Origin of the sequence: Polaribacter sp. WD7 (assembly GCF_003335085.1) — a bacterium.
GTDB lineage: Bacteria > Bacteroidota > Bacteroidia > Flavobacteriales > Flavobacteriaceae > Polaribacter.
The window spans coordinates 85,779-105,522 of sequence record NZ_QPEJ01000014.1; the positions used below are offsets into that span (position 1 = coordinate 85,779).

18 protein-coding genes and 5 tRNA genes are annotated in these 19,744 nt (G+C 32.8%); 1 reads left to right on the plus strand and 22 read right to left on the minus strand.

Annotation, left to right across the window (positions count from 1 at the left end):
• Positions 1–97: 97 nt before the first annotated feature.
• The 22 genes from rpoB to DUT90_RS02165 form a co-directional block, all read right to left on the minus strand.
• Positions 98–3,907, minus strand: a complete 3,810-nt coding sequence (rpoB, locus tag DUT90_RS02060) for a DNA-directed RNA polymerase subunit beta (protein WP_114425061.1) — start codon at positions 3,905–3,907, stop codon at positions 98–100.
• A gap of 153 nt (positions 3,908–4,060) precedes the next feature.
• Complete coding sequence (gene rplL / locus DUT90_RS02065) at positions 4,061–4,438, minus strand: 50S ribosomal protein L7/L12 (RefSeq protein ID WP_114425062.1); 378 nt, start codon at positions 4,436–4,438, stop codon at positions 4,061–4,063.
• Positions 4,439–4,488: 50 nt separating this feature from the next.
• Positions 4,489–5,007, minus strand: a complete 519-nt coding sequence (rplJ, locus tag DUT90_RS02070) for a 50S ribosomal protein L10 (protein ID WP_114425155.1) — start codon at positions 5,005–5,007, stop codon at positions 4,489–4,491.
• A 19-nt stretch (positions 5,008–5,026) separates the two neighbouring features.
• Positions 5,027–5,716, minus strand: coding sequence for a 50S ribosomal protein L1 (gene rplA / locus DUT90_RS02075; RefSeq protein ID WP_114425063.1), 690 nt, complete (start codon positions 5,714–5,716; stop codon positions 5,027–5,029).
• 20 nt (positions 5,717–5,736) lie between these two features.
• Positions 5,737–6,174, minus strand: coding sequence for a 50S ribosomal protein L11 (gene rplK / locus DUT90_RS02080; protein ID WP_114425064.1), 438 nt, complete (start codon positions 6,172–6,174; stop codon positions 5,737–5,739).
• A 71-nt stretch (positions 6,175–6,245) separates the two neighbouring features.
• Positions 6,246–6,794 (minus strand): transcription termination/antitermination protein NusG, encoded by a 549-nt coding sequence (gene nusG / locus DUT90_RS02085; protein ID WP_114425065.1) that lies wholly within the window; start codon positions 6,792–6,794, stop codon positions 6,246–6,248.
• A 10-nt stretch (positions 6,795–6,804) separates the two neighbouring features.
• Entirely contained in the window at positions 6,805–6,993 is a 189-nt protein-coding gene (gene secE, locus DUT90_RS02090) for a preprotein translocase subunit SecE (protein ID WP_114425156.1), read from the minus strand.
• Positions 6,994–7,008: 15 nt separating this feature from the next.
• Positions 7,009–7,081: transfer RNA gene (locus DUT90_RS02095), tRNA-Trp, on the minus strand.
• Positions 7,082–7,158: 77 nt separating this feature from the next.
• Positions 7,159–8,346, minus strand: coding sequence for an elongation factor Tu (gene tuf / locus DUT90_RS02100; RefSeq protein WP_114425066.1), 1,188 nt, complete (start codon positions 8,344–8,346; stop codon positions 7,159–7,161).
• 59 nt (positions 8,347–8,405) lie between these two features.
• Positions 8,406–8,478 (minus strand) — tRNA-Thr (locus tag DUT90_RS02105).
• A gap of 17 nt (positions 8,479–8,495) precedes the next feature.
• Positions 8,496–8,568: transfer RNA gene (locus DUT90_RS02110), tRNA-Gly, on the minus strand.
• A 13-nt stretch (positions 8,569–8,581) separates the two neighbouring features.
• Positions 8,582–8,663: transfer RNA gene (locus DUT90_RS02115), tRNA-Tyr, on the minus strand.
• Between the two features lie 40 nt (positions 8,664–8,703).
• A tRNA-Thr gene (locus DUT90_RS02120) sits at positions 8,704–8,777 on the minus strand.
• Between the two features lie 97 nt (positions 8,778–8,874).
• Entirely contained in the window at positions 8,875–9,183 is a 309-nt protein-coding gene (hpf, locus tag DUT90_RS02125; protein WP_114425067.1) for a ribosome hibernation-promoting factor, HPF/YfiA family, read from the minus strand.
• A 3-nt stretch (positions 9,184–9,186) separates the two neighbouring features.
• On the minus strand, positions 9,187–10,074 hold the full coding sequence (locus DUT90_RS02130; RefSeq protein WP_114425068.1) for a tyrosine-type recombinase/integrase: 888 nt from the start codon (positions 10,072–10,074) through the stop codon (positions 9,187–9,189).
• A gap of 210 nt (positions 10,075–10,284) precedes the next feature.
• Positions 10,285–10,482, minus strand: a complete 198-nt coding sequence (rpsU, locus tag DUT90_RS02135; protein ID WP_114425069.1) for a 30S ribosomal protein S21 — start codon at positions 10,480–10,482, stop codon at positions 10,285–10,287.
• A gap of 394 nt (positions 10,483–10,876) precedes the next feature.
• Positions 10,877–12,043, minus strand: a complete 1,167-nt coding sequence (locus tag DUT90_RS02140) for an acyl-CoA dehydrogenase family protein (protein ID WP_114425070.1) — start codon at positions 12,041–12,043, stop codon at positions 10,877–10,879.
• Positions 12,044–12,063: 20 nt separating this feature from the next.
• On the minus strand, positions 12,064–12,948 hold the full coding sequence (locus DUT90_RS02145; RefSeq protein ID WP_114425071.1) for a helix-hairpin-helix domain-containing protein: 885 nt from the start codon (positions 12,946–12,948) through the stop codon (positions 12,064–12,066).
• An 8-nt stretch (positions 12,949–12,956) separates the two neighbouring features.
• Entirely contained in the window at positions 12,957–14,555 is a 1,599-nt protein-coding gene (locus tag DUT90_RS02150; protein WP_114425072.1) for a sodium:alanine symporter family protein, read from the minus strand.
• Between the two features lie 91 nt (positions 14,556–14,646).
• A complete protein-coding gene (locus tag DUT90_RS02155) occupies positions 14,647–15,540 on the minus strand; it encodes an SDR family oxidoreductase (RefSeq protein ID WP_114425073.1) in 894 nt (297 codons plus the stop codon).
• Positions 15,541–16,539, minus strand: a complete 999-nt coding sequence (locus DUT90_RS02160; protein ID WP_114425074.1) for a TrkA family potassium uptake protein — start codon at positions 16,537–16,539, stop codon at positions 15,541–15,543. It abuts the gene before it with no gap.
• Positions 16,540–16,542: 3 nt separating this feature from the next.
• A complete protein-coding gene (locus tag DUT90_RS02165) occupies positions 16,543–16,764 on the minus strand; it encodes a PspC domain-containing protein (RefSeq protein ID WP_114425075.1) in 222 nt (73 codons plus the stop codon).
• 110 nt (positions 16,765–16,874) lie between these two features.
• Between DUT90_RS02165 and uvrA the strand changes: the two genes are divergently transcribed.
• Positions 16,875–19,697 (plus strand): excinuclease ABC subunit UvrA, encoded by a 2,823-nt coding sequence (uvrA, locus tag DUT90_RS02170; protein WP_114425076.1) that lies wholly within the window; start codon positions 16,875–16,877, stop codon positions 19,695–19,697.
• The last annotated feature ends 47 nt before the right edge of the window (positions 19,698–19,744 follow it).

The window sequence follows — 19,744 nt, forward strand, 5'->3', positions numbered from 1 at the left end:
TCTTTTTATAGTTTTTGGTTTTTAGTTATTAGTTGTTAGTTGTTAGTTTAGATTCTATATCCAATAACTACCAACTAATAACCACCAACTATTAAAATTATTCTTCTAATCTAACGTCTAACCCTAAACCTTTCAGTTCATGCATTAATACGTTAAAAGATTCTGGTAAACCTGGTTCAGGCATAGATTCTCCTTTTACGATACTTTCGTAAGTTTTGGCTCTACCCATAACATCATCAGATTTTACAGTTAAGATTTCTCTTAAGATACTTGAAGCACCATACGCTTCAAGTGCCCATACTTCCATCTCACCAAAACGTTGACCTCCAAATTGTGCTTTACCACCTAAAGGTTGTTGAGTTATTAATGAATAAGGACCAATAGAACGCGCATGCATTTTATCTTCAATCATGTGGCCTAACTTAATCATATAGATTACCCCAACTGTTGCTGGTTGATCAAAACGTTTACCTGTTCCTCCATCATATAAATACGTATGACCAAATCTAGGTACGCCTGCTTCATCTGTGTATTTATTAATTTCATCTAAAGATGCTCCATCAAATATTGGTGTTGCATACTTTTTATCTAATTTTTGACCTGCCCAACCAAGAACAGTTTCATAAATCTGACCGATGTTCATACGAGATGGTACACCTAATGGGTTTAATACAATATCTACAGGAGTTCCGTCTTCTAAGAAAGGCATATCTTCTGCTCTTACAATACGAGCAACAATACCTTTGTTTCCATGACGCCCCGCCATTTTATCACCTACTTTTAACTTACGTTTTTTAGCAATGTAAATTTTAGCTAGTTTTAAGATTCCTGCTGGTAACTCATCACCTACAGAAATGGTAAACTTTTGACGACGTAAAGAACCTTGTAAATCGTTAACTTTAATTTTGTAGTTGTGTACTAATTCTCCAACTAATTTATTTAAATCTTCATCTGTAGTCCAAGAACCTGTTAAGTGAACATAATCATCAACAGAATTTAACATTTTAAGTGTATACTTCTTACCTTTTGGTAATACTTCTTCTCCTAAATCATTAAATACTCCTTGTGATGTTTTACCACTAATTAAAGCAAATAACTTCTCTATTAATTCGTCTTTTAAAGCTTCAAATTTTGAAACAAAAGATTGTTCTAAAGCAGACACAGCTTCTTTATCTCTAATTCTTTTATTTTTATCTTTTACAGCTCTTTTGAATAATTTTTTATCAATTACCACACCTCTTAATGATGGTGAAGCTTTTAATGATGCATCTTTAACATCACCAGCTTTATCACCAAAAATAGCACGTAATAGTTTTTCTTCTGGAGTAGGATCAGATTCTCCTTTTGGTGTAATTTTTCCAATTAAAATATCACCAGGATTAACCTCTGCTCCAATACGAATCATTCCATTTTCATCTAAATCTTTAGTAGCTTCTTCTGAAACATTAGGAATATCGTTTGTTAATTCTTCTGTACCTAGTTTTGTATCTCTAACATCTAAAGAATACTCATCAATGTGAATAGATGTAAAAATATCTTCACGAACAACTCTTTCAGAAATTACAATTGCATCCTCAAAGTTATACCCTTTCCATGGCATAAAGGCTACTTTCATATTTCTACCTAGAGCTAACTCTCCTTTTTGTGTTGCATATCCTTCACAAAGTACTTGTCCTTCTTCAACTCTATCTCCCTTTTCTACAATAGGCTTTAAGTTGATAGATGTACCTTGATTGGTTTTTCTAAATTTGATCAAGTTATAAGATACTTCATCAGAATCAAAACTTACCATTTTTTCTTCTTCTGATCTATCGTACTTAATTGTAATTTTATTAGCATCTACATAAGTAACTTCTCCTGCACCTTCTGCGTTGATTAAGATTCTAGAATCTTTGGCAACTCTACGCTCTAAACCTGTACCTACTATTGGTGATTCTGGACGTAATAAAGGAACTGCTTGACGCATCATGTTAGACCCCATTAATGCACGGTTTGCATCATCATGTTCTAAAAACGGAATTAAAGATGCAGATATTGATGCAATTTGATTTGGTGCAACATCCATATATTGGATATCTTGTGGAGTTACCACAGGAAAATCTCCTTCTTCACGAGCAATTACTCTATCTGAAATAAAAGTTCCATCTTCATTTAATTCTAAATTAGATTGGGCAATTCTCATACCTTCTTCTTCTTCAGCACTCAAATAAATTGGCTCTTCTGGTGCTACTACACCATCATTAACTTTTCTATATGGTGTTTCTATAAATCCTAAGTTATTCACTTTCGCAAATACAGACAGTGAAGAAATTAGACCAATGTTTGGACCTTCAGGTGTTTCAATAGGACATAAACGACCATAGTGTGTATAGTGTACGTCACGAACCTCAAAACCTGCTCTTTCTCTTGATAAACCACCTGGTCCTAATGCAGATAACCTACGCTTATGTGTAATCTCTGCTAATGGATTGGTTTGATCCATGAATTGAGACAACTGATTTGTACCAAAGAATGAGTTTATTACAGATGATAATGTTTTTGCATTGATCAAATCGATTGGTGTAAACACCTCGTTATCACGCACATTCATACGCTCACGAATGGTTCTAGCCATACGTGCTAAACCAACACCAAACTGACCTGCTAATTGTTCGCCTACAGTACGTACACGTCTATTAGATAAGTGGTCAATATCATCAACTTCTGCTTTAGAGTTAATTAATTGTATTAAAAACTTGATTATTGTAATAATATCTAGCTTTGTTAATACTTTTTGATCCATATCTACGTCTAACTGAAGTTTTGTGTTCATTCTAAAACGACCAACTTCACCTAAATTATAACGTTGCTCAGAGAAGAATAATTTATCTATAATACCTCTAGCAGTTTCCTCATCTGGTGGTTCTGCATTACGTAATTGTCTATAAATATGTTCTACAGCCTCTTTCTCTGAATTTGTAGGATCTTTTTGTAATGTATTATGAATAATAGCATAATCTGCCATTTGATTATCTTCTTTATGAAGTAAAATCGTTTTGGCACCTGCTTCTATTATTTCGTCTATATGTTCTTTTTCTAAAATAGTATCTCTATCAAAAACAATTTCATTTCTTTCAATAGATACTACCTCTCCCGTATCTTCATCTACAAAATCCTCGTGCCACGTTTTTAAAACTCTAGCAGCTAATTTGCGACCTAATACTTTCTTTAATCCTGCTTTAGAAACTTTAATTTCTTCTGCAAGATCAAAAATCTCCAAAATATCTTTATCTCTCTCAAAACCTATGGCTCTGAATAATGTTGTTACTGGTAATTTTTTCTTTCTATCAATATAAGCATACATTACTTGATTGATATCGGTAGCAAATTCAATCCAAGAACCTTTAAAAGGAATTACTCTTGCTGAATATAATTTTGTACCGTTTGCGTGGAAAGACTGCCCAAAGAATACACCAGGTGATCTGTGTAATTGAGAAACTACCACACGCTCTGCACCATTTATTACAAAGGTACCAGAGTTTGTCATATAAGGGATTGTACCAAGATAAACATCTTGTACAATAGTTTCGAAATCTTCGTGTTCTGGATCTGTACAATATAATTTTAAGCGTGCTTTTAACGGTACGCTGTGTGTAAGACCTCTTTCGATACATTCTTGAATAGAATATCTTGGTGGATCTACGAAGTAGTCTAAAAATTCTAATACGAATTGATTTCTTGTATCTGTAATTGGAAAGTTATCCATAAAGGTTTTGTACAAACCTTCTTCACCTCTTTCTTCTGCTTTTGTTTGAAGTTGGAAAAAATCTTGAAAAGATTTAACCTGAATATCCAAAAAGTCTGGATATTCCTTGATCATTTGAGAAGTTGCGAAGTTGATTCTTTCAGTAGTGTTTTTCGTTGCCAAAAGAGAATATTTTTTTGATTAAAATCTGAATTAAAATAAAGAACGAATATATACACAAAATGGTTTAGGCCTAAAAACGTTAGTTCTTAGTACCTAAACCTAAATTTGTTTTCTCGAATTCGAATCCTTGTTCGATATCCGAGAAGTAATAGCTTACTTAAGCTCTACTTCAGCTCCAGCTTCTTCTAAAGACGCTTTAAGACCTTCAGCCTCATCTTTAGATACACCTTCTTTTACTGCTGCAGGAGCACTATCTACGATACCTTTAGCTTCTTTTAATCCTAAACCAGTTAATTCTTTAACTAATTTTACAACTGCTAGTTTAGAACCTCCAGCTGCTTTTAAGATTACATCAAATTCAGTTTGCTCTTCAGCTGCACCTGCATCTCCTCCACCTGCTGGACCTGCTACTGCTACTGCAGCTGCTGCCGGCTCTATACCATACTCATCTTTTAAGATAGTAGCTAATTCGTTAACTTCTTTTACTGTTAAGTTAACTAATTGTTCTGCGAAATCTTTTAAATCTGCCATTTTAATTGTTTTTAAAAATTTTGTTTATTTTAGTTTATTTGTGCGCTTGATTATTTTTCAGATAATGTTTTAATAAGACCTGAAAGTGTTTGTCCACCAGATTGTAATGCTGAAACAACATTTTTAGCTGGCGATTGTAATAATCCGATGATTTCTCCAATAAGTTCTTCTCTAGATTTAATATCTACAAGAGCATCCAATTGTTCATCTCCAATATATACAGATTCTTCAGCAAAAGCACCTTTTAATAAAGGTCTATCTTTTGATTTTTTTCTGAACTCTTTTATTAATTTTGCTGGTGCATTAGCAGCCTCAGCAATCATCATAGATGTATTACCTTTTAATACTGATGGAAGATCTCCAAAATCTTTATCTGAAGCCTCCATTGCTTTTGCAAGTAATGTATTTTTTACAACTGATAACTGAACTCCAGCTTTAAAGCTAGCTCTACGTAAGTTTGATGTAGTTTGTGCATCTAATCCAGAAATATCTGCTAGATATACAGTATTAGTATCTGCTAATGTTGCCGTTAAATCTTGTATTACTTGTGATTTCTCTTCTCTAGTCATAATGATAAGTTTTAACTTATTAAACAGCTTTAACATCAACCTCAATAGAAGGACTCATTGTGCTAGACATGAAAACACTCTTCACGTAAGTACCTTTTGCTGTTGTTGGTTTCAATTTAATAATAGTTTGTAATAATTCGTTTGCATTCTCTTCAATTTTCTTAGCATCAAAAGATACTTTTCCAATTGCAGCGTGAACAATACCAGTTTTATCAACCTTAAAGTCGATTTTACCAGCTTTTACATCTTGTACAGCTTTAGATACATCCATTGTTACAGTACCAGTTTTTGGGTTTGGCATTAAACCTCTAGGACCTAAAATTCTTCCTAAAGGACCTAATTTACCCATTACACTTGGCATTGTAATAATTACATCTACATCTGTCCATCCTCCTTTAATTTTTTGAAGGTATTCATCTAACCCAACATAATCTGCACCTGCTGCTTTTGCATCTGCTTCTTTGTCTGGAGTTACTAAAGCTAACACTTTAACATCCTTACCTGTACCATGAGGTAATGTTACCACACCTCTAACCATTTGATTAGCTTTACGAGGATCTACCCCTAAACGAATTGCGATATCTACTGATGCATCAAACTTTACATTAGTAATGTCTTTGACTAGCGCTGAAGCAGCTGCTAAATCATAAGATTGCGTTTTATCAATCTTAGCGTAAGCTTCCTTTTGCTTTTTTGTTAATTTTGCCATTTTACTACTTTTTATAAAGTTTATGCTGGTGCATCACCTTTTACTGTTAATCCCATAGAGCGTGCTGTACCTGCAATCATTCTCATTGCTGAAGAAATTTCAAAGGCATTTAAATCTACCATTTTATCTTCTGCAATAACTTTAATTTGATCCCAAGTAACAGATGCTACTTTTTTTCTGTTTGGTTCTCCTGAACCTTTTTTGATTTTGGCCGCTTCTAGTAACTGTACTGCTGCAGGAGGAGTTTTTACAACAAAATCAAACGATTTGTCTTTGTAAACAGTAATAACAACAGGTAATACTTTACCCTGTTTGTCTTGCGTTCTTGCATTGAACTGTTTACAGAACTCCATAATGTTAACACCAGCAGCACCTAAAGCGGGTCCAACCGGCGGCGATGGATTCGCTGCGCCTCCCCTTACTTGTAATTTAACTACTTTACTAACTTCTTTTGCCATTTTAAAAATGTTTAATGATTTGTTTTTGATTTGGAAGCTTCAAAACAAATCGATATATATTTGTGTAACAATTATATCTTTTCTACTTGCGTATAACTTAACTCTAACGGTGTTTTTCTTCCAAAGATTTTCACCATAACTTCAAGTTTACGCTTTTCTTCGTTTACTTTTTCAATACTACCATCAAAACCATTAAAAGGACCATCTATAACTTTAACGGTCTCTCCTATAGTATAAGGTATTGCAATATTCTCTTCTTGTATAGAAAGCTCATCTACTTTACCTAGCATCCTATTCACTTCAGACTTACGCATAGGTACTGGCTCTCCTCCTTTTGTTTCTCCTAAAAAACCAATAACACCTGTAATGGATTTTATAACGTGAGGTACTTCTCCTGATAGATTCGCTTCTACCATGATGTAACCAGGAAAGTAAACTCTTTCTCTGTTTACTTTTTTTCCGTTTCTAAATTGAACAACTTTCTCAGTTGGAACAATTACCTGACTTACATAATCTGAAAGCCCAACTCTTGAGATTTCTGTCTCTATATAAGATTTAACTTTATTCTCTTGTCCTCCAATGGCTCTTACAACATACCATTTCATTACTGAATCAGCCATAATTTATTTCTTAAAATAATTTGAAAAAGTTATCTAACCCAGTTTGAAAAACATAGTCTATACCAGCAACTGCTAATGCGAATAAAATTGTAAAAACAGCTACAGTTACAGTTGTTTTCTGTGCATCTTCTTTAGAGATCCACGTCATGTGATTATTTAATTCGTCAAAAGAATCTTTGATATATTGTATAAAGTTCATCTTACTTGTTTTTTGCACGGGTTGAGAGGCTCGAACTCCCGACAACTGGTTTTGGAGACCAGTGCTCTACCAACTGAGCTAAACCCGTTCTTATTCATTGATAAAGGCGTTCCGTTAAAAACGGAACACCCTTAAAATTTATTCATCAATAAACTAATTTTACAATTAGTCTAATAATTCAGTTACCTGTCCTGCACCTACAGTTCTACCACCCTCGCGGATTGCAAAACGTAAACCTAAGTTTAATGCAATTGGTTGAATTAAATCAACAGTAATTGTTAAGTTATCTCCTGGCATAACCATTTCTACTCCATCAGGTAAGTTAATAGTACCTGTAACGTCTGTAGTTCTTACATAAAACTGCGGACGATAGTTGTTATGAAATGGAGTGTGACGCCCACCTTCTTCTTTCTTAAGAACATAAACCTCAGCTTTGAACTTAGCATGTGGAGTTACAGAACCTGGTTTACAGATTACCATACCTCTTTTAATCTGAGTTTTTTCAATACCTCTTAATAAGATACCTGCATTATCTCCAGCCTCACCTCTATCTAAGATTTGACGGAACATTTCAATACCAGTAATAGTAGAAGTTAATTTTTCTGCACCCATACCAATAATATCTACACCGTCACCAGTGTTAGCAATACCAGTTTCGATACGACCTGTAGCAACAGTTCCACGACCTGTAATTGAGAATACATCTTCAATTGGCATTAAGAAATCTTTGTCAACCTCTCTTAAAGGCTCTTCAATCCAAGTATCACAAGCTTCCATTAATTCTAAAACTGTGTCAACCCATTTTTGCTCACCATTTAAAGCACCTAAAGCTGAACCTGAAACAACAGGACCATTATCTCCATCATAATCATAGAAAGATAACAATTCTCTAACCTCCATATCAACTAACTCTAACAACTCTTCATCGTCAACCATATCTACTTTGTTCAAGAAAACAACGATACGTGGAATACCAACCTGACGCCCTAATAAGATATGCTCTCTAGTTTGTGGCATTGGACCATCTGTAGCAGCAACAACCAAAATAGCACCGTCCATTTGAGCAGCACCAGTTACCATGTTCTTTACGTAATCCGCGTGACCTGGACAGTCAACGTGAGCGTAATGACGGTTAGCTGTTTGATACTCTACATGAGAAGTGTTAATTGTAATACCTCTTTCTTTTTCTTCTGGAGCGTTGTCAATTTGATCAAAATCTCTCGCTTCCGATAATCCTGCATCAGCTAATACTTTTGTAATAGCAGCAGTTAAAGTTGTTTTACCGTGATCTACGTGTCCGATAGTACCGATGTTTAAGTGTGGTTTCGAACGGTCAAAAGTTTCTTTTGCCATGATTATTAATTTTAATTCTTAGTTTAAATATATTTAGTGTCTAATATTTTTTTTAAGAGAGCCAATGACGGGACTTGAACCCGTGACCTCATCCCTACCAAGGATGCGCTCTACCAACTGAGCTACACCGGCTTTGTTGGATTTCTCTGAGCGAAAGACCGGGTTCGAACCGGCGACATTCAGCTTGGAAGGCTGACGCTCTACCAACTGAGCTACTTTCGCAATATGTAAATTGTGGGGAGAGCAGGATTCGAACCTGCGAAGGTGTAACCAACGGAGTTACAGTCCGTCCTCGTTGACCGCTTGAGTATCTCCCCTATAATTTACTATTTAAATGAACTTTTTGTTTTTTTCTTGAGCCGATGGAGGGACTCGAACCCACGACCTGCTGATTACAAATCAGCTGCTCTAGCCAGCTGAGCTACATCGGCTTTTGTTGTAAAAAAACAACCCGCTATTTCTAACGGATTGCAAATGTATAAAGTTTTTTTTATTTCTAAAACTTTTTATAATTATTTTTTTTATTTTTTATGAAATCAATGAATCTCTATGTTTTTCTTTAGATCTTTTAAGCTGTCTCTTTAAGTTGTCTACAGCAGCATTGATACCTTCTTCAAAGGTTTTGGTTTCTCTTTTTACTATCAATTCTCTACCAGGTATATTTATTTTTAGTTCTGTTATTTTATTTTCCTTATCACTGGTATTTTGAACTTTAAGAAAAATTTCTGCATCTATTATTTTATCATGGAACTTTGATAGTAGAGAAACTTTATCTTCTGCAAATTTTATCAATTCTTTATCTGCATTAAAATTTACCGATTGTGTGAATACTTTCATAATTTACTTTTTTTTGCTGCTCCTAGGGTGAGCTTGATTATATACTTTTTTTAACTTATATAAACTAGTGTTTGTATAGACTTGCGTTGATGCTAAAGAAGAATGCCCTAATAATTCTTTAACTGAATTTATATCTGCCCCTTCATTTAAAAGATGTGTTGCAAATGAATGCCTTAAAATATGAGGGCTTTTTTTCTCTTTTGTTGAGACTTTACTAAAATAGGAATTTATAATTCTGTAAACAAGGGTTTCATATATTTTATTTCCTTTTTCAGTAATAAAAAGTTCTTTTGATTCTGTTGAATATTCTGCTTTTAAATGTAAATAATTATGTAATGTATGTATTACAGAGTTTAATAAAGGAACATAACGTTCTTTATTTCTTTTACCCAACACCTTTATTGTCTTTTGAGCAATATCTACATCTTGCTCTTTAACGTGTATCAGTTCTGTTCTTCTTATTCCTGTTGAATAGAACAATTCTACTATGAGTTTATTTCTTACAGATACAAAATCATTTGCATTTTCTACATTAGAAATAACTTGGTTGATTTCTTTCTGATTAAAAGGAACTTGAACTTTCTTTTCAACTTTTAGTGCTTTGTGTTTTGACAAAGGGTTTACCTCTACTTGTTTTGTTTTTTGTAAAAACTTGTAAAAAGATTTTAAAGAACTTACTTTTCTGTTGATAGAACGATTGGAAATTTTAAGATCTACCAAAGAAACTACCCAACTTCTAATTTGAGTGTAATGTACTTGCAATAAATTTTCTTGATTGAATTCTGTAATTAAAAAATCTTGAAAAGAAGTTAAATCGTTCTTATAGGCAGAGACCGTGTGTTTGGAGTATTTTTTTTCAAAGGTTAAATATTCTAGAAAGGATTCAATCACGGTTGTTGGTTATTGGTTGTTGGTTGTTGGTTGTTGATTGTTGATTGTTGATTGTTGATTGTTGTAAATCTACAAAATTTGAGGCATAAAAAAACTCGCATCAAAGTTATTTGATACGAGTTTTATAGTTTAAAACTTAATTTTAAGTTTTGGAGATTAATTTAACTGTCTGTTTTAAAATTGTAAACAATTTATAAAAACTACAGTTTGTTAACCTACTTCTTCTTGTGTTCTTAATCTTTGAACGTAAGAAGCTTTGATTTTTTGAGCTCTTTTAGCTACAGATGGCTTTGTGAAGTTTTTTCTGTTACGTAAGTTCTTCATTGTCTTTGTTCTGTCAAACTTTCGTTTGTAACGTTTTAAAGCTCTATCTATATTCTCTCCTTCTTTTACTGGTATAATTAACATAAGTTGGCACCTCCCTTCATAAGTATCTTTATATTTTAAAACAGTTGTACTGTTAATTTCTAATTTTTGGACTGCAAATGTAGTTATTAATTATGAATTACAAACCCTTAATTGAATTAATTTACAAAGTGGCTGCGTTAGGGATTGAAACGGCATCCTTTTTTGAGGTACGATAAAAAGATATAGTGGAAAGCCCGACCTTTAGGGAACGCCCTTATTGATTTACTAATAACATGAGTTTAACCTAAGAAAATTTATGTCAGTCATATTTATGTTTAGACAAAGGCTTAATTTGATTCAATTTTTATTCGTTTGACTTCTAAAAATCACTCAATTTGACAGCTTTTTTGAGTGTTGCATTTTTGAATCGAATTCACATTTGATAATTAAAAGCTTAGGTTGCTGGTTTATATTCCTTTCCGTCAATTACCATTTTTGCGATAATCTCTTTCAAGATTTCTGAGGTTCCTCCTCCTATAGGGCCTAGTCTACTATCTCTTAGTAAACGTGCCATTGGATACTCTTCCATATAGCCATAACCGCCCAATAATTGGAGTGCTTCATAGATAACCTCGTCTGCCATTTTTGTTGAGAGTAGTTTAGACATACTTGCTTCTTTAACCACGTAATGACCGTCTTCTAAACGTTTTGTGATAGAGTAATTGTATTCTCTACACATGTCTACTCTACTTGCCATTTCTGCTATTTTATGCCTTAAAGCTTGGAATTTATCTAGAGATTTACCAAAAGCTACTCTTTCTTCCATATACTTTATTGCATAATCTACGGCATATGCCGCTCTTGCATGGGCATTTACCCCCATTAACAATCTTTCTAAAGCAAAATGTTGCATAATGTAAGGAAAGCCCTTACCTTCTTGACCTAATAAATTTTCGGCAGAAATTTCTACGTTGTCAAAAGCTATTTCTCCGGTATCTGATGCTCGCCAACCTAATTTATCTAGTTTTGTAGCAGATACTCCTTTTGCTTTTCTATCTACTATAAATATACTAATACCTTTGTATTTGTCTGATGGATCTGTTTTTGCTGCTACAATTAAATAATCTGAATATACCCCGTTAGTAATAAACGTTTTTGAGCCGTTTAAAATGTATTTATCTCCTTTTTTAATTGCTGTAGAACGCATACCTGCAACGTCTGAGCCACCAAAAGGCTCTGTTATACACAGGCAACCAATCATATCTCCTTCTACACTCGGAATTAGGTATTTTTCTTTTTGTTGATGGTTTCCTTCTTTATTTAAGTGCGTCATTGCCAAATACTCATGCGCCCACATTGCTGCTGCAAATCCGCCAGAATTGATTTTTTGCAATTCTTCTAAAAAAATAACTGTATAAAATAAGTCTAATTCTAAACCTCCATATGCTTCTGGAGTTGATAAACCAAAATAACCCATTTCTCCAAATTTTTTCCAAATAAAACGCTCAATAGTTCCTGTTTTTTCCCACTTATCTATATGGGGAACGACTTCTTTTTGTAAAAATTCTTTAAAACTAGCACGAAAAGCTTCGTGTTCTTCAGTAAAATACATACTGTTCATTAGGCTCAATATTTGTAAGTTTATTCAGCTAACAAATATAAGACTATTCTATCATACAACTCTAGCGGAAAATCTTTGATGTGTTGTAATTCTGTTAAACTTTGTATCTCTGCAACTTCATCTCTGTACTCAAAAATCTTTTTGCAAAGCTCATAATTTATATATGGATTTTTTAATAATTCACTGAAAGTTACTGTGTTTACATTCTGTTTTTTTATAACGGGTTTTTCAATAACTTTAAAATTTAATACTACTTTTTGGGCCACATTTTTTTCTAAACCCCAAACTTCAAAAATCTGATTATCGTAATAAAAACCTTGTAATTTAGAACGATACTTAATAATACGTTTTGACAATTCGTCCCCTATTCCATAAATAGACTTAAAATCTTCTGCAGTTGCTGTATTGATATCTTTTATAGTAATTTTAGTTTTTGAATTTGTAGCAACATACTTACTTGTATGTGAAGCTTTTTTTAATTGTTTTTGAACAACCCAATCTGGAAATTTAAAAAAAGGTGCGATAGCATTTAGTAGGCTATCAGAAACTTGAGTAACAGTTTGAAACTCTTCTTTTGAATTGATAAATTTACCCGTTTTTCTAAACAACAATAACCTATCTACCTCTGCAACTGACATCCCCAACCTCTCTCCTTTATAATCTGTAATGTAGTTAGGATTAAATGGATAAATTTTTAGTTTTTTATTTTCTAACTCTATCAAACGTAAACTATCTATTTGTTGATTAAATGCAAGAATTTCTGCTGATTCCGCATCAATTTTTTCTCCTGAAGAAAACCAATCAAAAACGATAAAAGATTGCAGTAATACAATGATAATGACCAACAAAAAAATCCCATTCCGTTGGCTTTTATGGTACCAGAAATGGGATTTAAATAATTTCATTATATTTTTTATGCTTCTGCTTTAATACCTTTTATTGCACTCATGTATTTTTTTAACTCACCTTTTACTTTAGGTGCTAGTAAAATTAAACCTACCATATTTGGCACCATCATTGCAAATACCATTGCGTCTGAGAATCCAATTACAGACCCTAAGCTAGCAGCAGATCCTATTACTACAAAGACACAAAAGATAACCTTGTAAGTGTATTCCATTTTTTTTGATCTTCCAAATAAATATGACCAACCTTGAAAACCATAGTAAGACCAAGAAATCATTGAACTAAACGCAAACAAAACAACTGCAACTGTTAACACATAAGGAAACCAAGAAATAGCAGATTCAAATGCCCCAGAGGTTAATAGAATTGCTTGTGCATCATTTAAAGATGCATTTTCTGCTGTTACATTTCCTGTAATAATTAAAACTAAGGCTGTCATAGTACAAACCACAACTGTATCTATAAATGGTTCTAATAAAGCAACTAGACCTTCACTAGCAGCGTATTTTGTTTTTACTGCAGAGTGCGCTATTGATGCAGAACCAATACCTGCTTCATTTGAAAATGCAGCTCTTCTAAACCCTTGTACCAAAACACCTACAGCACCACCTGCAACACCTTCTGGAGAGAAAGCTCCGGAAAATATTTGACCAAATGCATCGCCTATCATATTGTAATTAAAGAAAATTACATACAATGAAGCTGCCACGTATATTGCTACCATAAAAGGAACTATTTTATCTGTTACTTTAGCTATCTTTTTGATACCTCCTATAATTACAATACCAACCAAGAAAGCCATAACTACACCAAATGCCCAACCGTAACCGTTTAAAAACGATTCTTTACCACCTGTAATATTTTCAACCAATTGAAAAGCTTGATTTACTTGAAACATGTTTCCTCCTCCAAATGAACCACCTATTACAAAAATCGCAAAAAATCCAGCTAATATTTTTCCTAGTGTTTTATTTTTTAGCCCTTTGGTTAAATAATACATTGGGCCACCGTATACAGTTCCATCTGCTTCTATATCTCTGTATTTAACACCTAAAGTACATTCTACAAACTTTGAAGCCATTCCTAAGAAGCCCGCAACAATCATCCAAAATGTTGCTCCAGCACCACCAATTGAAACCGCTATAGCTACACCTGCAATGTTACCTAAACCTACAGTTGCTGATAAAGCTGCTGTTAATGCTTGGAAATGTGACACTTCTCCATCATGACCTTCTACTCTGACTGTATCTGGATTGTCTCCTTTTTCTGTAGTTGATACAGAGTTTGAAACCTCAATTCCCTTACCATCACCTTTTCCTTCTAAACCATCGTATTTACCTCTTACAATATTAATTGACGTAAAAAAACCTCTAAAATTGATAAAATTAAAATAGAATGTAAAATACATTGCTCCTAAAATTAATGGAAACAATACCCAATAAATACTAATTGTATCTGTGAATGGAATTTGATAAAAAATAAAATCTACGAACCATCCTGTAGCATTACCAAAGGCTTCATCTATTTGCTGATCTAATCCTTTTTCTTGAGCAAATGTTATTAAAGGTGTTGTTAAGAGTAACAACGATAACAGTGTTTTCTTCATAATATAGAATTCGTTAGTTTTTAATTAGTAGCTTGCAATATCATAAAAAAATGAACTTTCAACAACTTTTAAGCGTTAAAAGTGTTTTTGACTACAAGGTTTTTTTAAACCGCTCTAAATCTTCCTTAAAAGTCTTCGTATAAAAACCCAATTCTTTATTTGTTTTAGATAAATCGAAACCTGTTTTAGGTGGTCTTGGTGCAGTTTGATTTAAAGTTGATGTAGAAATTGGTGTTATCAGACTTTTATTTAAACCAAAGGCCTCTGCAATTTGTTGTGCAATTTTATAGACACTCAACAATTCTGATGATGCAATATTGTATACTCCTGTAGCTCTTTTATCCATAGAAATTTTGCAAGCTAAAGCTAAATCTTCTACATAAGTTGGCATCCTATATTGGTCTTCTACTATAGTAATTTCTTTTCCTTGCTCAAGCATCGATTTTACCCAAAGCACAATATTACTTCTACTCATATCATATACTCTTCCAAAAACCAATATTGTTCTTAAAATTGTAAAATCAATTTTTGAATTTTTTAAAACCTCTTCGGATTTTAATTTAGACAAACCATAATAACTTAATGGGTTTGGTATATCTGTTTCTTTGTAATAGCCTTTCTTACCATCAAAAATAAAGTCTGTAGATATATGAATTATATGTGAACTTATTTCTTCTGAAACCTCTTTCAACCATTTTACAACCTCTACATTTAAGAGATCACAAGCCTCTTTTTCCGACTCGCAAACATCTACATGAGTCATTGCTGCTGTATTGATAATGAAATCTGGTTGTATTTTTAACAGCTCTTTTTTTAAGGTAACTTCTTCTGTAATATCTATGGAAACATAGGTAAAATCTTCTCTTCCGCTTCTATTTTTACCTCTAGAGAAACCAAAAACTTGATATTTTGAGGCATCTAATAATAAATTTAATAAAGACTGCCCCAACAACCCGTTACTACCTGTAATTACTACTTTTGTCATTTAAAATAATTCTCTCAATTTTACAATCTGTTCTGGTCTACCTAACACAATAAGATGAGAACCTCTTATTAATACACTATCTGCTTCTGGGTTGATTACGTAATCTTTATTTGGGTTTCTAAAACCTATAACAGTACAACCTGTTTGTTTTCTTAAATCGAGATCTAAAATTGTCTTGCCAATATATTTTTTAGGCAAATCATTTACATCTATTTCTTCTAAGTTTGCTGTAGTTTCTCCTTCTATAGTTAATCTATCTACAAATTCTATTACATCTGGAGTTGTAACTAAGGATGCCATATGATCTCCTCCCAATTTATCTGGCATAATAACGTTATTTGCCCCTGCAATTTTTAATTTGCTATACGAAGTTTCATTAGATGCTCTACTAATAATTTTACAATTTTTATTTAACTGACTTGCAGTTAATACCACAAATAAGTTGTTTGCGTCAGATGGTAAAGCCGTAATTAAATTTGCAGCGTTCATAATACCTGCATTCAACAATGTTTCGTCTAAAGTAGCATCTCCATTAATATTTAATAGTTCTTCAGAATCTAACAATTCAGACATTTCTTTATCATTTTCTACAACCACTAGATCTGTATTGTAGTTTTTTAATTTTAAAATAGCCTGTTTTCCATTTCTACCATAACCACAAACAATAGTGTGTCCTTTTAATTGAGATATTCGTTTTTCCACTTTTCTATGTTTAAAATGTTCAAATAATTTACCGCTAACTAAATATTCAGAAAACGACGAAACCCCGTAACCAAAAACGGTAATACTAGATAAAATTAAAAAAATTGTAAATATTTTTTCTTGCGGAGTAAAGGGTTGTACTTCTCCAAAACCAACAGTAGTTACAGTAATTACAGTCATATATAGTGCATCAACAAAAGTATACCCAGAAAGAAAAATGTACCCAATTGTTCCTGTAGAAATAATTGTAATGACTAAAAAAAGTGTCGTATTAATTTTAGATTCTAATAATTTCATAAGTTATAAATCAAATACAGAACTTCTCTTTGTGTAAATCATATCCTTTAATTTGAGTAAAAACGCGAATGTTAAATAAAACCCAAAAGATAAACCCACTGTAAAAAAGGTAACATAAATAAAATAGAGTCTAACATTAGAAGCTCTCATGCCTAATCTGTCTGCTAACCTGGTAAAAACACCAAATCCGTTTCTTTCAAAAAAGTGCCTAATACTATCTAACATATGCTATTTTAGTTACTGCAAGATACTATTTTAAGAATTCATAACAATAGTTAGAATCAAAATTAAATAAGGATTCTTTAACTTTGCTTTTTTCCAAAAAAACACCTCTTTTGAAAGATCAAGAATATATTGAAGTTTACGGAGCAAGAGTACACAATTTGAAGAATATTGATGTTAAAATTCCGCGTGAAAAACTAGTTGTAATTACCGGTTTAAGCGGAAGCGGAAAATCTTCTTTAGCTTTTGATACTATTTATGCTGAAGGGCAAAGACGTTATATTGAAACTTTTTCTGCCTATGCTAGACAATTTTTAGGTGGTTTAGAAAGACCTGATGTTGATAAAATTGATGGACTTTCTCCAGTAATTTCTATAGAACAAAAAACAACCAATAAAAGTCCTAGATCTACAGTAGGTACTATTACTGAGATTTATGATTTTTTAAGATTGTTATTTGCAAGAGCTTCTGACGCATATTCTTATAACACTGGAGAAAAAATGGTGAGTTATTCTGATGAACAAATCAAACAGCTCATTCTAAAAGATTTTGAAGGAAAAAAAATTGCTGTTTTAGCACCTTTAATTAAATCTAGAAAAGGACATTATAGAGAACTTTTTGAACAAATTTCTAAGCAAGGTTTTGTTAGAGTTCGTGTAGACGGAAAAATACAGGAAATTGAAAAAGGAATGCGTTTAGACCGTTACAAAACTCATGATATAGAAGTAGTTATTGACAGACTACTTGTTAATGATGCTGCAGAAAAACGCTTGGAAGAAACCATAAAAACAGCATTGTACTCTGGAAATAATATTATGATGGTTATTGATATTGATGATGAAAAACCTCGTTATTTTAGTCGAGAACTCATGTGCCCTACAACCGGAATTGCATATCCAAATCCAGAACCCAATACATTTTCATTCAATTCCCCAAAAGGTGCTTGTACTATATGCAATGGATTAGGCATCACAAACGAAATAAACCTAAAAAAGGTAATTCCAGATAATACTATCTCTATCAAAAAAGGCGGAATTGTACCTTTAGGAGAACAAAAAAACAGTTGGATTTTTAAACAAATTCAGAATATTGCAGAGCGTTATAAATTCAACATCACAGATGCAATAAAAGACATTCCTAAAAATGCTTTAGAGATGATTTTAAATGGAGGCAATGAATCTTTTGAAATTACCTCTAAAACGGTTGGAGTTACCAGAAATTATAAAATAGATTTTGAAGGAATTGTCGCATTTATAGAAAATCAGTACAAAAACGCAGAAAGTACTTCTATAAAAAGATGGGCTAAAGGTTTTATGGACGAAGTTACTTGTACTACTTGTCAAGGAAAACGATTAAAAAAAGAAGCACTTCACTTTAAAATTACAGATAAAAACATCAGCGATTTAGCACTACTAGACGTTACAGAATTAGCTACATGGTTTCTACACATAGAAAAAGAACTCTCTGAAAAACAGATTACTATTGCTTCAGAAATATTAAAAGAAATTAGAACGCGTATTCAGTTTTTATTGGATGTGGGGCTAGATTATTTAACGTTAGACAGAACTTCTAAATCGCTTTCTGGTGGTGAGGCACAACGTATTCGTTTGGCAACACAAATTGGCTCTCAATTGGTAGGGGTTTTATATATTTTAGACGAACCAAGCATTGGTTTACACCAAAGAGACAATCAAAAATTAATAGATTCTTTATTAAAATTGCGCGACGTTGGAAACTCCGTAGTTGTTGTAGAGCATGATGAAGATATGATTAAAAAAGCCGATTTTGTTTTAGATATTGGCCCAGGTGCAGGAAAACATGGAGGAGAAATAGTAAGCAAAGGAAGTTTTAACGATTTAAAAAAACACAATACGCTAACTGCTGATTATTTAACTGGTAAAAGGGAAATTAAACTCCCTAAAAACCGTAGAGAAGGCAACGGAAAAATCATCAAACTTAAAGGTGCTTCTGGCAATAATTTAAAAAATGTTTCCGTTGAGTTTCCTTTAGGAAAAATGATTTGTGTTACAGGAGTTTCTGGAAGCGGAAAATCAACTTTAATAAACGAAACTTTATACCCCATTTTAAATGCATATATTTATAGAGGGGTAAAAAAACCAATGCCTTATAAAAAAATAGAAGGTTTAGAACATGTTGATAAAGTAATTGATATTGACCAATCTCCCATTGGTAGAACACCACGTTCTAATCCTGCAACATATACCAAAACTTTTGATGAAATTAGAAGCCTTTTTGCAAAAACTCCAGAAGCCTCTATTCGTGGCTATAAACCTGGGCGTTTTTCTTTTAATGTAAAAGGAGGACGATGTGAAACTTGTCAAGGTGGTGGTGTACGTGTTATAGAAATGAACTTTTTACCTGACGTACAAGTAGAATGCGAAACCTGCCAAGGAAAGCGTTTTAATAGAGAAACTTTAGAAATCCGTTACAAAGGAAAATCTATTTCTGATGTTTTAAACATGACTATTGAAGATGCCACTAATTTCTTTGAACACATTCCTAAAATTTACCGAAAGTTAAAAACTATTAAAGATGTTGGCCTAGGTTATATTACTCTTGGTCAACAATCTACAACATTATCTGGAGGTGAAGCACAACGTATTAAATTAGCCTCAGAATTATCTAAAAGAGATACAGGAAACACTTTTTATATTTTAGACGAACCTACAACCGGACTGCATTTTGAAGACATTAGAGTGTTAATGGATGTCTTAAACAAATTGGCAGATAAAGGAAATACTGTGTTAATTATAGAGCATAATTTAGATGTCATAAAATTAGCAGATTACATCATTGACGTAGGTATGGAAGGTGGAAAAAAAGGAGGTCAAATTTTAGTAACAGGAACACCAGAAAAAGTAGCAAAACATAAAAGTAGCTACACTGCTAAATTTTTAAAAAAAGAACTATTTTAGCAAGTACTGCTTCTTTAAAATAAAAAATAACTTTAAAATATTACGAT

Bases quoted from the DNA above. Each gene is read 5' to 3' on its own strand.
- rplL (WP_114425062.1), bottom strand. From the start codon at position 4,438: ATGGCAGATTTAAAAGATTTCGCAGAACAATTAGTTAACTTAACAGTA.
- rplJ (WP_114425155.1), bottom strand. From the start codon at position 5,007: ATGACTAGAGAAGAGAAATCACAAGTAATACAAGATTTAACGGCAACA.
- rplA (WP_114425063.1), bottom strand. From the start codon at position 5,716: ATGGCAAAATTAACAAAAAAGCAAAAGGAAGCTTACGCTAAGATTGAT.
- rplK (WP_114425064.1), bottom strand. From the start codon at position 6,174: ATGGCAAAAGAAGTTAGTAAAGTAGTTAAATTACAAGTAAGGGGAGGC.
- nusG (WP_114425065.1), bottom strand. From the start codon at position 6,794: ATGGCTGATTCAGTAATGAAATGGTATGTTGTAAGAGCCATTGGAGGA.
- secE (WP_114425156.1), bottom strand. From the start codon at position 6,993: ATGAACTTTATACAATATATCAAAGATTCTTTTGACGAATTAAATAAT.
- tuf (WP_114425066.1), bottom strand. From the start codon at position 8,346: ATGGCAAAAGAAACTTTTGACCGTTCGAAACCACACTTAAACATCGGT.
- hpf (WP_114425067.1), bottom strand. From the start codon at position 9,183: ATGAAAGTATTCACACAATCGGTAAATTTTAATGCAGATAAAGAATTG.
- rpsU (WP_114425069.1), bottom strand. From the start codon at position 10,482: ATGTTAATTATACCAGTAAAAGAAGGAGAGAATATAGATAGAGCTTTA.
- DUT90_RS02140 (WP_114425070.1), bottom strand. From the start codon at position 12,043: ATGAACAGTATGTATTTTACTGAAGAACACGAAGCTTTTCGTGCTAGT.
- DUT90_RS02145 (WP_114425071.1), bottom strand. From the start codon at position 12,948: ATGAAATTATTTAAATCCCATTTCTGGTACCATAAAAGCCAACGGAAT.
- DUT90_RS02150 (WP_114425072.1), bottom strand. From the start codon at position 14,555: ATGAAGAAAACACTGTTATCGTTGTTACTCTTAACAACACCTTTAATA.
- DUT90_RS02155 (WP_114425073.1), bottom strand. From the start codon at position 15,540: ATGACAAAAGTAGTAATTACAGGTAGTAACGGGTTGTTGGGGCAGTCT.
- DUT90_RS02160 (WP_114425074.1), bottom strand. From the start codon at position 16,539: ATGAAATTATTAGAATCTAAAATTAATACGACACTTTTTTTAGTCATT.
- DUT90_RS02165 (WP_114425075.1), bottom strand. From the start codon at position 16,764: ATGTTAGATAGTATTAGGCACTTTTTTGAAAGAAACGGATTTGGTGTT.